Source organism: Winogradskyella helgolandensis (genome assembly GCF_013404085.1).
Taxonomy (GTDB): domain Bacteria; phylum Bacteroidota; class Bacteroidia; order Flavobacteriales; family Flavobacteriaceae; genus Winogradskyella; species Winogradskyella helgolandensis.
Genome location: NZ_JABFHO010000001.1, coordinates 266,667 through 279,866, shown reverse-complemented (window position 1 = coordinate 279,866; position 13,200 = coordinate 266,667). Strand labels below are relative to the sequence as shown.

Annotated in this window: 11 protein-coding genes; 4 read left to right on the top strand and 7 right to left on the bottom strand. The window is 33.3% G+C overall.

The window, feature by feature from the left end; translation table 11 throughout:
• Positions 1–3 precede the first annotated feature (3 nt).
• The 5 genes from HM992_RS01005 to HM992_RS00985 all read right to left on the bottom strand — a co-directional run bounded on the left by HM992_RS01005 (position 4) and on the right by HM992_RS00985 (position 6,774).
• A complete protein-coding gene (locus HM992_RS01005; RefSeq protein WP_394366257.1) occupies positions 4–1,371 on the bottom strand; it encodes a mannosyltransferase in 1,368 nt (455 codons plus the stop codon).
• Positions 1,368–2,858: a cellulose synthase family protein gene (locus HM992_RS01000; RefSeq protein WP_179318235.1), complete on the bottom strand. Its 1,491-nt coding sequence runs from the start codon at positions 2,856–2,858 to the stop codon at positions 1,368–1,370. The genes HM992_RS01005 and HM992_RS01000 overlap by 4 nt, the downstream gene beginning before the upstream one ends.
• On the bottom strand, positions 2,855–3,547 hold the full coding sequence (locus HM992_RS00995) for a glycosyltransferase family 2 protein (protein WP_179318233.1): 693 nt from the start codon (positions 3,545–3,547) through the stop codon (positions 2,855–2,857). Before HM992_RS00995 ends, HM992_RS01000 begins: the two co-directional genes overlap by 4 nt.
• A gap of 257 nt (positions 3,548–3,804) precedes the next feature.
• Positions 3,805–5,385 (bottom strand): 4Fe-4S binding protein, encoded by a 1,581-nt coding sequence (locus HM992_RS00990; RefSeq protein ID WP_179318231.1) that lies wholly within the window; start codon positions 5,383–5,385, stop codon positions 3,805–3,807.
• Between the two features lie 39 nt (positions 5,386–5,424).
• Positions 5,425–6,774: an NAD(P)/FAD-dependent oxidoreductase gene (locus HM992_RS00985; RefSeq protein ID WP_179318229.1), complete on the bottom strand. Its 1,350-nt coding sequence runs from the start codon at positions 6,772–6,774 to the stop codon at positions 5,425–5,427.
• A gap of 95 nt (positions 6,775–6,869) precedes the next feature.
• Between HM992_RS00985 and HM992_RS00980 the strand changes: the two genes are divergently transcribed.
• A complete protein-coding gene (locus HM992_RS00980; protein ID WP_179318227.1) occupies positions 6,870–7,877 on the top strand; it encodes a glycoside hydrolase family 113 in 1,008 nt (335 codons plus the stop codon).
• A gap of 75 nt (positions 7,878–7,952) precedes the next feature.
• Positions 7,953–9,230: a BamA/TamA family outer membrane protein gene (locus HM992_RS00975; protein WP_195806593.1), complete on the top strand. Its 1,278-nt coding sequence runs from the start codon at positions 7,953–7,955 to the stop codon at positions 9,228–9,230.
• Positions 9,231–9,236: 6 nt separating this feature from the next.
• Here HM992_RS00975 and HM992_RS00970 read toward each other — a convergent pair whose 3' ends face one another.
• Positions 9,237–10,766 carry a carboxypeptidase-like regulatory domain-containing protein gene (locus HM992_RS00970; RefSeq protein WP_179318225.1) on the bottom strand — a complete coding sequence of 510 codons (1,530 nt, stop codon included), beginning with the start codon at positions 10,764–10,766 and terminating at the stop codon, positions 9,237–9,239.
• Positions 10,767–10,954: 188 nt separating this feature from the next.
• Between HM992_RS00970 and HM992_RS00965 the strand changes: the two genes are divergently transcribed.
• Both HM992_RS00965 and HM992_RS00960 read left to right on the top strand, forming a co-directional pair.
• Positions 10,955–11,686, top strand: coding sequence for a metallophosphoesterase family protein (locus HM992_RS00965; protein WP_179318223.1), 732 nt, complete (start codon positions 10,955–10,957; stop codon positions 11,684–11,686).
• A 32-nt stretch (positions 11,687–11,718) separates the two neighbouring features.
• Entirely contained in the window at positions 11,719–12,273 is a 555-nt protein-coding gene (locus HM992_RS00960; protein WP_179318221.1) for a hypothetical protein, read from the top strand.
• Positions 12,274–12,385: 112 nt separating this feature from the next.
• Here HM992_RS00960 and HM992_RS00955 read toward each other — a convergent pair whose 3' ends face one another.
• Positions 12,386–13,168: a TIGR04283 family arsenosugar biosynthesis glycosyltransferase gene (locus HM992_RS00955; protein ID WP_179318218.1), complete on the bottom strand. Its 783-nt coding sequence runs from the start codon at positions 13,166–13,168 to the stop codon at positions 12,386–12,388.
• Positions 13,169–13,200 lie beyond the last annotated feature (32 nt).

The following is a 13,200-nucleotide window of genomic DNA, read 5'->3' as shown; positions in this document are numbered from 1 at the left end:
CTGCTAGGTAACTGGCAGTGTTTTTTTGAAACATAATTCCCAAATAAAAACAGAAAACACGATGCTATATTCTAAAGCGATTATCCAAAGGTTTTCAGAATTATCAGTATTGGAATATGCTAAATAACTGAGTATAATCACTAACGACCACACCAATGGAAATTTATAATTGGTAAAGATACTTAGGATTACTAAAGTTGCAATATACCATGGATGAACCGTGGTACTCAAAAACAAATAACAGGTTAATGCTAACAACATCGACGTTGCTAATTTAGCTAAGCTATTATTTTGTTTAAAAAACGAAAAGCCAAGAATTATAAGCACCGCAATAATGGGGAGTATTTTTCCAATAATAGCAATTTCATTATAACCTGTTATGGCGTAGCCGATGGCTCTTGCGAGATAGTACATGCTCGCATTAAATTCAAAATTCCCAAACCAAAGTCCTACTGTTTTAGAGTAATTTGTTACAAAATCAATTGAAAAAAAGGGTAAGAACAAGAACAATGTCGTTGCCATTACCATGGTATAAAATGTAATTAATTTTAAGAGACCTAATGTCTCTGTTTTATCATTCAACTTTTTAGTGGTGAACCATCCAAAAAACAAAGGCAATAACATCAAAGGGATCAACTTCACGGAAATGGAACACGCTAAAACGACGGCAGCCCATTTCCATTTTCCAGAATGTAATAAATACAATGACCACACTAGGAAGAAAATCATGACTCCTTCAAAATGAAGATTTCCTGTTAATTCTATAATAATAAAAGGGTTTAGAATATACCAAAAGATTCTATTAGATGGCAGTTTCAGACGTTCTAAAAGTTTCTTTCCAAAGAATAAGGTTCCTATATCTGCTGCAATAATTAAGACTCGCATGACAACCACGGAACCCAAAATGTTTTGTCCAGAGAATATAGCTGCAATGGTAAAACACAATTGATTTATTGGTGGATAATTAGTGAAATGAGAAGCGCTTAAAGTTCCCATGCCATTGTATAATTCTTGAGCCTGTGGTATGGGAAATTTCCCATTTTGAATGAATGAATCAGGTGTAAATAAATAAGGATTATAACCTTCAATAATCATTCGTCCATCCCAAATAAAACGGTAAAAATCTTGAGATAAATTCGGGATTGCAAATAAAAATAACAATCGAAATACAATAGAAAAAATGACTAATAGCTTGAAGTTAAAGCCTGTTTTCTGAATAATTTGAAAAGCAATTACAAATAATACAATATATAAAAGCAGCAGTTGGGTAGTTTCAACACGAGTTATATCGTAAGCAAACCATAAATAAACGATGCAACTAACAATGAAAAATAGAAATGGAATTTTGTGATATTTCCAAAGCGAAATCACACCTTAGAACTTAAGGACTTAAAAAACACATAGCCAAAGCCAATAAATAGCATTAAGTGAAACGGAAACAATCCGAAGTCACCACCTTGGTCTCCAACCACAAAAGCACTATACATCCCAAAAGCAAAATAAAGCATTAAAATACCTTCAATAATAACGTGAGGCGACATCTTTTTCATAATGTATTTATTGCCTTTCCATGAATCTCTAATGGTACTAATATTAAACTTTGGAGTTCTTACAAATTCGCTGCGTTTTCCAATATGCCCTTCAATAACAGCTATAGAATTATGAAGTGAAAAACCCATAGCAATTGAGAAAAAGGTGAAAAACATACCTATATAACTAAAGAATTTTTTAAAACCACTACCATAAATACTGCGGTACATAAACCAATAACATACAAAGAAAATGATGGTACTCATTACAAAGAAACTCATTATGTAGAAGTAGTTTCTTAGGTGCGCGTATTCATTTTTTATATAGAGCATTGGAATACTTAGAATAGCAACTGTAAAGATGCTTAAAAACATAGAGCTATTCAGTAAATGAAGTAAACCGTGTACTTTTGTTTTGGTGGATATGTTATCCGATTTTAAAACGCGCCACAGCATTTTTCTAAAATTCTCTGCACCACCTTTATTCCAACGAAATTGTTGAGAGCGTGCCGCACTAATGACTACAGGTAGTTCAGCGGGTGTTTCAACATCTTCCAAATATTTGAATTCCCAATTTTTTAATTGCGCTCTATAACTTAAATCTAAGTCTTCTGTAAGTGTATCTCCTTCCCAATTACCAGCATCGAGAATGCAGGTTTTTCGCCAAACACCAGCCGTTCCATTAAAATTAATGAAGTGACCTTTACTGTTTCTCCCAACTTGCTCTAATGTAAAATGCGCATCTAAAGCGAAGGCTTGAATTTTAGTTAGTAAAGAATAATCGCGGTTAATATGTCCCCAACGTGTCTGAACAACACCAATTTTCTCATTCTTAAAATACGGAATAGTGCGTTTTAACCAGTTTGGTTGCGGTAAAAAATCAGCATCAAAAATGGCTATAAAATCACCTTTAGCAATTTTTAAACCTTCTTTAAGGGCACCAGCTTTAAAACCACTTCTATCTGTTCTAGTAATATGTGTAATATCTAAACCTGTTTTTGCTAGTTGATCTACATGTGCTTTTGTGGTGGCAACTGTCTCATCTGTAGAGTCATCTAAAACTTGAATCTCTAACTTGTCTTTTGGGTATTCTAAAAGCGCAATATTATCTAATAAACGCTCCATAACATACATTTCGTTAAATACTGGAAGTTGTATAGTCACAAGAGGAATTTCATCGGAATTTGAAAAGTCAAAAGTATCGCAATCTTGCCTTTTCTTTTTAGACGATAAATAATTGTAGAGTAAATTTAATTGTGCCAAAGCATACATGAATATGAGTACTATGGCAATGGTGTAGATAACAATAACGATTGATTCGAGAATCATTTTTTAAAACTGTATTTAAAAATCCAACCTAAGATCTTTATACCTGCAAAGATAGCACCTTTTATGGTACCTGAAACTTTTGAGACACCTATTCTGTTCCTATAATTAACAGGAATTTCCCTATAGCTTAACTTCTGTTTTAAAACTTTTAATTGCATTTCTACAGTCCAACCATATGTTTTATCTTCCATATTTAACCCTAAAAGTTTGTCGTATTTAATAGCTCTAAAAGGTCCTAAGTCGGTAAATGTAGATCGAAAGAATAAAGTCATTAGGTTGGTTGCTAGCCAATTACCAAAAATTTGAGGAACAGTCATTGAGCCCTCTTCTCGTAATCCCTTAACACGAGCACCTACCACAAAATCAATGTTGTGATCAATAATGGGTTGAACGATTTTCGTTAATTCTTCAGGATAATCACTAAAATCTCCATCTAAAAAAACTACGATGTCTGTTTTTTTTTCTTGCTTAGCGATATAATCCATGCCTTTTAAGCATGCAAAACCATAACCTTTTCGGTTTTCGATTAAAACAGTGGCTCCAGCATTTTTAGCATTATATTCAGTGTTGTCAGTTGAATTGTTACTAACCACAATAATTTCGTCAACTATCTCAGGAATGGCGTTAATTACAAACGGAATTGAAGCTTCCTCATTGTAAGCAGGAATAATAACTTTTATATTGGGCATTTAGTGAGTTTGAAGGTGCAAAAGTAAGAATTAAATCGCGTAAAGTCGCAGTGACGCAAAGTGATGCTATAGAATTCTAATTATAAGTATCATCATAAATATGATTGGAGATTTATGTTAAGCGTTTTCTATAGGTCTCTTTGTGTAAACTATGTGAATCTTTGTGATATAATATTTCACGCGCAAAGGGTGATAAATACAACGCATTCGTAAAACTCATGTCAACTATCATATTTTAATGAGACTGAAACTAAATCCTACTTATCATTTACCAAATCCATTAAATCTACATCATTTCCTAAAAGAATTTCAGTAGGATTAATACGTCCTTTTTCTGGTCCATTCTCTAATTTCAAAACTCCTCTTGGGCAAACAGCAGAACAGATACCACAACCCACACAACTAGAGCGTATAATATTTTCTCCTTTTTGAGCATAAGCTCTTACATCAATGCCTTGTTCGCAATATGTGGAGCAATTTCCGCAAGAAATACATTGGCCACCATTAGTAGTAATTCTAAATCGAGATTTAAAACGCTGTACAAATCCTAAATAAGCAGCTAATGGACAACCAAAGCGACACCACACACGATTCCCAAAAATAGGATAGAAGCCAGTACCAATAACTCCAGCAAAAATAGAACCGATTACCAAACTATAAATACTTTGCACAGTTGAAGTTTTAATGCCTAAAACGGTTCCTGTTTCTGTAAAGAAACTATATAACGTCATACCTGTCATTATTAAAACGAATAATAAAACGGCATGAATTAAATAACGTTCCACTTTCCAAGCAAATAACGATTTATCAGAGTGTTGTCTGTACGGATCACCAAGTGTTTCTGCTAAGCCTCCACAACCACAAACCCAAGAACAGTACCAGCGCTTTCCAAAGAAATACACCATTACCGGCACAATAATTAAGGTTAAAACGATGCCCCAAACGAGAATAAAAATTCCTATTCCACCATTATTGATAAGATCTTTTAAATTCCATTGGAAAAAGAAATCGTAATCTAAAGGAAAAGCATTTTTAAAATCGTAATAAGGCATTTGTAGCCTTACCATAATTTCTGGAATAAGAAATGCAAATACAATTTGAAAGAATAAGACCGACGTTGTTCTAAATACTTGATAAATATTGTGACGGTATTTTATATACATTCTTACAGCCATTACGGTCATCACAGTACAGTACATAAAACCATAAACAAACCAATGACCTGCAGGATTTCCACTTAAAGCTTCACTAATTGGGTCGACCAAAAGTGTCCAATTGGTAGCGTATTCTGATGCGAAGTAAAGCACTAAATAAAATGAGACTAAAAAGATAAAAACCATCCAGCCAATCCAACCACGATTGGTAGCACTTTCATGGTAAATACCATCGTTTTTAATACCTTTTTTACCTAATAAAATAACGTTTGGCAAAATGAACATTAATGCTCCAATAATGCCTAAACCAAAGGTCAGTAGCCACATTAAACCTTTATTATTCGCAATAAATCCATTAGCTGATTTTTTACCAATCATGGCAGCCATATCGCTAGAGCTGGTATAGATTTTTTTATCCCATTCCTTATTTTTTATATGCGCTTCGTTCGCATTAGTTATAGCTTTGGATATATTAGGAGAAAGGCTTTGCATACCATTAAAGTCTTTGCCAACCACATTTGATTTTAAATCGTTTATAAAAATGTCACTTTTAATGTTCTGTTCTTTTACGATTGTATTAAAATCGGCTTCATTTAAGTTGAAGGTACCTAGTAGAGGTAAAGCGGTAAAAATGGCTAATCCTACTAAGAAAATTACCAATCCTATAGTTTTAATTGCTTTCATGAATTTGTGTTATGTTTATTTGAATTGAAAAAGTTATAATTAGACCTTGCTAAAAATGCGTTTCCAACTCTTTTTATGTGCGGTAAGATTGGTGTTAAATGTGTTGTTGTATTGTTTTAGAATATCGTTTTCATAAGTTTTGAAAAATTCAGGATCAAAGTTGGCATCTTTTAAATAGCTCATCACGTAATCCACATCTCTTTTTTCAGTTAACCACTTATCAAAAATTTCGTGACGCATTCTAATACCAAACGTATTGATGCCTAAAAATTCTTTAGTGTCTTTATGAAAAGCTACTGTAATGCAAATATTTTCTTTGGCATGTTTCCAATGAAAATGATGCTCGTATTCTGGACGTCCACGTTCTCCAAATACCCAACCATAAGTTTGATATTCAATATCTAAAAACTTCGCTGAGTTAAACCAATGGCCTGGTTTATATGGCGTCTTGTTTCCACAGATGGTTTGTGCCAAAGTCTCTCCCATCATTCGACCTGTGTACCAAACGGCTTCAATAGGACGTCGGTTTCCAATGGCTTCATGTTGTTCAGCACAATCTCCAATAGCATATACATCTGCAATGTTAGTTTCTAAAAAACGATTCACTTTTACTCCACGTCCTAATTCGATATCAGAATCTTTTAAAAAATCAACATTTGGAGTTACTCCTGCGGTTAAACCAACCACATTACATTCGAGTTCTTCACCTGTTTCTTCAATGATTACAGATTTGACTTTTCCGTTTTCGTCAGATTTTATTTCTTTTAAGTTTGTTGATAATCGTAAATCGATATGATGATTTTTTATATGATCGTTAATCATTTTACTTTCACCTTCAGGTAAAACGCCATTCCAAAAGCTATTTTCTCGAACTAAAAACGTTACTGGAATTTTTCTCGAGTTTAGCATTTCAGCCAATTCAATGCCAATTAGTCCACCACCAACAATCACAGCACGTTTACAAACTTCTTTATTAGGTGCGTATTTTTCAAGTTGTTCTAAATCTTGTTTATGATACATGCCAATCACTCCGTCTAAATCTTGTCCTGGCCAACCAAATTTATTCGGTTTGCTTCCTGTGGCTATAATTAATTTATCGTAATGTAAGGTGTCTCCTTCTGCAAAATGAAGGGTTTTTGTTTCTGTTTCGACCTGTTTTACATAGCCTTTCTTTAGTTCAATTCTATTTTTTTTCCAGAACCAATTTTCGTAAGGTTGGGTGTGTTCAAACTTCATGTGTCCCATATAAACGTACATTAATGCGGTACGTGAGAAGAAATAATCGGTTTCGGCAGAGACGATAGTTATTTTTTTGTCTGATAATTTTCGGATGTGTCTTGCGAGCGTTACTCCAGAAATACCGTTTCCAATAATTACAATGTGTTCCATTTAATAGGGGTTGTTAGTGAGCTCTAAGTCGAAGCTTTTGTTAAAACCTTAATCGCTTAGACGAATTTCTTTAAATTTAGGCATAATTTTACAGTATGCGATATGTTTTCTATTTCCTTTTAAGTCTTATGTTTGTGAGTTGTGCTGCGATTCCACATCAATCTTCTAAGATTAATGGTGTTAGTTTTGTGGCTTCTAGAGGAGTCGTAGATTCGACACATGTTAAACCAATTGTGAACATTAATGCGAATGCAGCTTCTGTTATGCCTTTTGGTTTTATTAAGGATATCAATCACCCTGAAATAATTCATAATACCGATCGTCAGTGGTTTGGTGAAACACGATCTGGAGCAGGGCAATATATTGAAGCGCTTCACAAGGAAGGTATTAAGGTAATGGTGAAACCGCAATTATGGATTTCTCATGGCGAATTTACCGGATTTTTAAAAGCAACTTCGGAAGCCGATTGGCAGTTGTTAGAAACTTCTTATACGGACTTTATTATAGAATATGCTGAATTGGCAGAGGAGTTAAACGTGGAAGTGTTCTGCATCGGAACCGAGCTTGAAGAATTTATAAAAAATAGACCAGAGTATTGGCGTCAATTAATAAAGGAAATTAGAACGATTTATACAGGAAATCTAACTTATGCGGCCAATTGGGATGAATTTTGGACCACACCTTTTTGGTCGGAATTAGATTATGTAGGCATTGATGCTTATTTTCCGGTGAGTGATATGCAAACACCAACGATTGAGGATTGTATTAAAGGCTGGGAAAAACATAAGCAAGGTTTAAAAGCGTTTTCTGAAAAACTAGATCGACCAATAGTATTTACAGAGTTTGGCTATAGAAGTGTTGATTATTCTGGCAAAGAACCTTGGAGATATGATCGTTCTATGACTTCTGTTAATCTTGAAGCTCAAAATAATGCCACACAAGCCTTGTTTGATGCTATTTGGCAAGAGGACTGGTTTGCTGGTGGTTACTTATGGAAATGGTTTATAGATCACCATAAAGTTGGTGGTTTGGAAGACAATCAATTTACTCCACAGAATAAGCCCGTTGAAGAAATACTTAAGGTGCATTACGGAAAGTATTAGTCATTCTCATTTTTATATTTAAATTCTGTAATGATGCCTTGTGTTAAACGTCTACTTTGTTATAAATTAAACAGTTTGAAACAAAAATCAATAGTATTTATTCTTATATTTTCTTTAGGTCTTTTTGGTTATTCACAAGAAGTGAATGTCTCGGAGGTTATAATAGAAGGCAATAAACGTACACGAACCAATTTTTTAAAGCGTTTGGCTTTTGTAAAAGAAGGGAGTGCAGTAGATTCTATAAGAATAGCATCGGATGTTAGACGTTTTAAATTATTACCATCGGTGGCGAGTGCCTCCTCAAAATTAGAAAAAGTTGATGACACTACTTATAGACTTATATATACGGTTGTTGAAAATTTCGCTATCATTCCAGGATTGAATGTGTCTCAAGATAATAATGACGATTTAGCATTTAGAACCTCCGTTTTTGATTTCAATTTTCTAGGTCAAAACCAAATCATTGGTGGGTTTTATAGTAAGAATGTATTCGATTCTTATGGGTTTTATTGGGAAGCCCCTAATTTATTTACTAGGAAATTAGGGATTGGCATTAACTATCAAAATAATGTATTACAAGAACCTATATTTTTTGACGACGAACGCGATGTTAAATATAAAAATACGAATAGAGCCTTTGAGATACGATTAATGTACGAGCATAATTTTAAAAATAGATTCGAATTTGGCTTTAATATCGCTAATGACGACTATAATTACCTAAGTGGAGATGTGCCTGAATCTATACCTGAAACTTTAGGCGTAGATAAAGTATCGGCTGTTGGTGGGTATGAATATAATAATATCACCAATGAGTACCAATACGTCGATGGTTTTAGAAGTATTTTTACCTATAGTTTTACATTACACTCTAATGGTAATAATGATCTATTACGTAATTTTTTTATTGGTAGAAACGATTTTGAATATTTTAAACGGATTGGTAACAAAGGGAACTGGGCTAATAGATTACGTTTAGGTTATGCCACTAACGATACTACACCATTTGCACCTTTTGCTCTAGATAATCAACTTAATATAAGAGGGGTTGGGAATACTATAGATAGAGGAACTGCTTCTGTTGTCCTTAATACAGAATACAGACATACGATAATAGAAAAAGGTTGGTTTGCCATGCAGGCAAATGCCTTTGTAGATGCTGGTACATGGCAAGAATCTGGTGGTAACCTTGGGGATTTAATAGAAGGTGAAAAAGCGTCTGTATTCTCTGGTTTAGGTGTTCGGTTTATTCACAAGCGTATTTTTAATGCTGTTTTTCGAATTGATTATGGTGTTGGCATAGGAAAAAAAGCGAATAATGGTATTGTCTTCGGTATTGGTCAATATTTTTAGAGCGTTCTACTCTGAAGTCATCACTTTAAATTCTTTTATAGCTTTATTAGGTTCAATAATATTATAACCTTTCCAAAATTCAGGATTGTATTGGTTTAATTGTGTTGGTGAAACTTGTGGTTTTTCTTTAAAGTTTTTAAAATCAGATTCGGAAATCATATGGGTTTCGAAGACAATAAGTTCTGTTTTTTCAATATTTCTAACAATAAAATGAATATCACCTTTTAATTCATTTTGTTTGCGTCTGCCTTTTACATGTTTGTTTTTCTCCACAATTTTAAAAGGACGCTTCACACCAATTTGTTCTCCTAAGGTTTCATCTCTATATTTTAAAGTATATTTTTCGTTATCGTTTTTCTGAAAGATGATAGTGCCTTCTTTTAAATATTTCCGCATTGAAATACCAAGGATAGAAAACTTACTGAGTGGCTTCACGTTTTTGTAATCCACTCGTACTACTGCAAAATCTTCTGTATTCACATACATGGTACCAGAAAAGTCTTCACTTCGTTTGGGCTTAAACGGAATCACATATACAAACATATCATTGATATAAGCATAATCTGCTATTTCAAATTCATACCGACCCGATTTATGAATAAAGTTGAGGTCGTTGTCTTCATCAATAAAATTATTGTTTTCAAAATTATGAATCATCATTTTTCGCCAATGTAAAAAGCCAATTTTACGTATGGAATCTTTCTTCTGTTGTTCTGCAAGTAAAGCATCAGTAACGGCTTCTTCTTTCTCGTTTGTATCTCCAAATAAAGATGAGTCCATCTCTTCTTTTACACTAAACCAACCCGATTTAATTTTAAAATACGAATCGCGTTTTACATACTTTTTAAAGATGTCATTAAATCGTTTTTCATAGTTGTTTAAGTTAATGTCTTTAGATTTGTCATACAAACGACACGCTTTTAGGATGTCCATTTTTTGAGATGCTTCAGGTTCAATTTCTCCGTAGAGTTCACCTAGTATTTCAGTATGATTACTATTGTTTTTGGGCATAATTTGAAGCAAGCTATCTATAAATAACTGGTTAAATTCTGGTATGGTTGACTTTTCTAATTTAACATCATACTTATCCATTTCATCATAGTAAGACGTTCTATAAAACAATTTTCGTTTGTTGTAACTATAATCGTAATTTACAGTTAAGCCTTCTTTTATTTTATCTAGAATTTCGTCAATTGTATAGTTTTTATTGGTGACTAATACTTCAGAAAGATCAACGGTTTTTGAGGTTAAGTAAATCGTAGAGTTGTTAAAGTTTAAAAGCGGAATTCGTTTTTCTTCATACCCCAAACAACTAATCATTAATGAGTCGGTTGCTTTTATAGCACGTGTAATACTGATATTAAATTCTCCATTATCATTACTTATAACCCCATTATTTGAGTTAAACTGAATCGTCGCAAAAGCAATGGGTTGCTCTGTTTTAGAGTCTAGTAATGTTGAAGAAAAGGTTTGCTGTCCGTAAGATTGCGACGTTAAAAATAACGCAAGCGCAATGATGATTTGATTGATTTTCATGATGATGTATTGGTTGGTTGATTAGATTTCAGCCAAAGTATAAGAATGAAGTCTTTTAGAAAGTCGATTTAATCTTTTGTTAAGTTAGTTTTACCTTAAGTTTAACAACTTTAAGAAAAATTAAGAATTCAAATTAAGTCTGTCTTAATTAAAAATTAAATTTTAGCTTTGATGAAAATCGAAATAATATGCGAACGTTAGCAATAGGAGATATTCATGGTGGTTTAAGAGGTTTAATTCAGGTGGTAGAACGCGCAAATGTGAGTTCTGATGATGCATTAATTTTCTTAGGAGATTATGTAGATGGTTGGAGTGAAGCGGCACAAGTCATTCAGTATCTCATTGATTTATCTAAAACAAACACATGCGTTTTTATTAAAGGTAATCATGATATTTGGTGCGAACAGTGGTTGGCTTATGGTACCGTGAATGATGTTTGGTTTAAAAATGGAGGTAAAGAAACCATAGAAAGTTACGATGGATTCTCTAAAGACCAAAAATTAATGCATCTCGACTTTTTTGAAAGTATGCCTTTATATCATATGGATTCACAAAATCGATTATTTGTGCATGCAGGCTTTACCTCTATGCATGGTGTGGAACGCGAATTACACAAAGAAAACTTCTATTTTGATAGAACGCTCTGGGAAATGGCATTAACGATGGATCAACGAATAGAGAAAAACTCTAAACTTTACCCTAACCGCTTGAAGCATTATTCCGAAATTTATATTGGTCATACACCTACCATTAATTTTGGTAAAGATAAGCCTATGCATGCTGCTAATGTCTGGGATGTAGATACAGGCGCAACGTTTACAGGAAAACTATCGGCTATTGATATTGATACAAAAGAAGTTTTTCAAAGTGATAAGCTTATGGATTTGTATCCTGATGAGTTGGGCCGGAACAAAAGATAGTTGTTTTTCATTACCTAAAATCCGAAACATAAATGATTCAAGCCAAACATTGCGATTTATGCGAACACCCAAAAAGAGATTTTGAAAATGGCTTGACTTGTGGTTTAACGGATAAAAAACCGGATTTTATTGGCACATGTCCTGATATTTTATTAGATGATCTATTTCAATCAAAACTTGAGAGTACGAATCTAGAATTCTATAAAATACAAAAAGGTAAAACAAAAGCTTATTTGACTTTTTATTTTCTAATAATTATTGGGTTTTTAATGATAATTGGGAATGAATTGTATGCTGATTTTACGCATACGAAAATTTATTCTTGGAGATTTATAGCAATTGCAATTGGCTCGGGTATTACAATTTTGACTAATGCTTATTTCCAGCTAAACCGTTTTAGGACGAAGCTTAAAACAGCGGAATTTAATAAACGAAAGATTGATTCAGTTATTGAGCAATATGGAATTAGCTATAATACCAAATTTGAATTTAAAGAGAAAATTCACGGAAATCAATATATTGAAATCACTACCGAATATATAAACTGGAAAGAAAAACAAACCAAAACATTATGGGAGTATTTTTAATTGTGTTTACTGAAAACGTAGATTGTTATTGGATTTAAATGATTTGTGTAAAATGAATAAGTATTTATAATTTTATACCTACAAGGTTCTTGAAACCTTGCAGAAAAGCAAACTAACAAACATACTTCTTATAATAAGCCAGCAAATCATAGGCTGAAGCACCAAACCATTTCTTTACATATATCATCCAGAAGTGATACTGTAATGTCCAAACACCATGTTTACGATAGAGTCGTGCTGAGGTAATAATTTTTTTATTGATAACCACATATTCTTTGCGAGTGTAGAGCTCGTTAATTAATATGTTGTCTTCATAAATGATATAATTTTCGTCATAACCACCAATGTCGTTAAACAGTGTTTTGGTTATAAACTGACTTTGGTCTCCTCCTCTGCAAGCACGCCAAGAAAATTGGGTGAACCAACTCGCTAAACGCAGCCACCAATGGTTGCTGTCAAACTGCATTCTAAAGCAACCTGCTTTATTCCCTTTGTTTATTTCATCTATAATGAGTTGATCAAAATGTTTTGGAGGAAAAGAATCGGCATGAAGAAAATATAAAATATTTCCAGTTGCAAGCTTTGCGCCAAGGTTCATTTGTTTTGCTCTGCCTTTTTCTGAATGAATGAGTTGTATGTCAGTTCGAGTGAAATTCTTTTTTTGAAATTTTGTATCGAGAATATCTGAAAAATCTTCTCGATACAATGCTTCTCTGCGTTCAGAATTACTCGAAGTAACGAAGTTTTTAACCTTATCCTGAGTCCCATCCGTACTTCCGCCATCCACCACAATAATTTCAGAAACATGAGCAGCATCAGAATTTTCAAAAAGGTGCATCAATACATCACCAATACGTTCAGCTTCGTTTAAAACAGGAATAATAATACTTATCATATTTGTATCTACGAAAAACTTGAAGTCTTAGT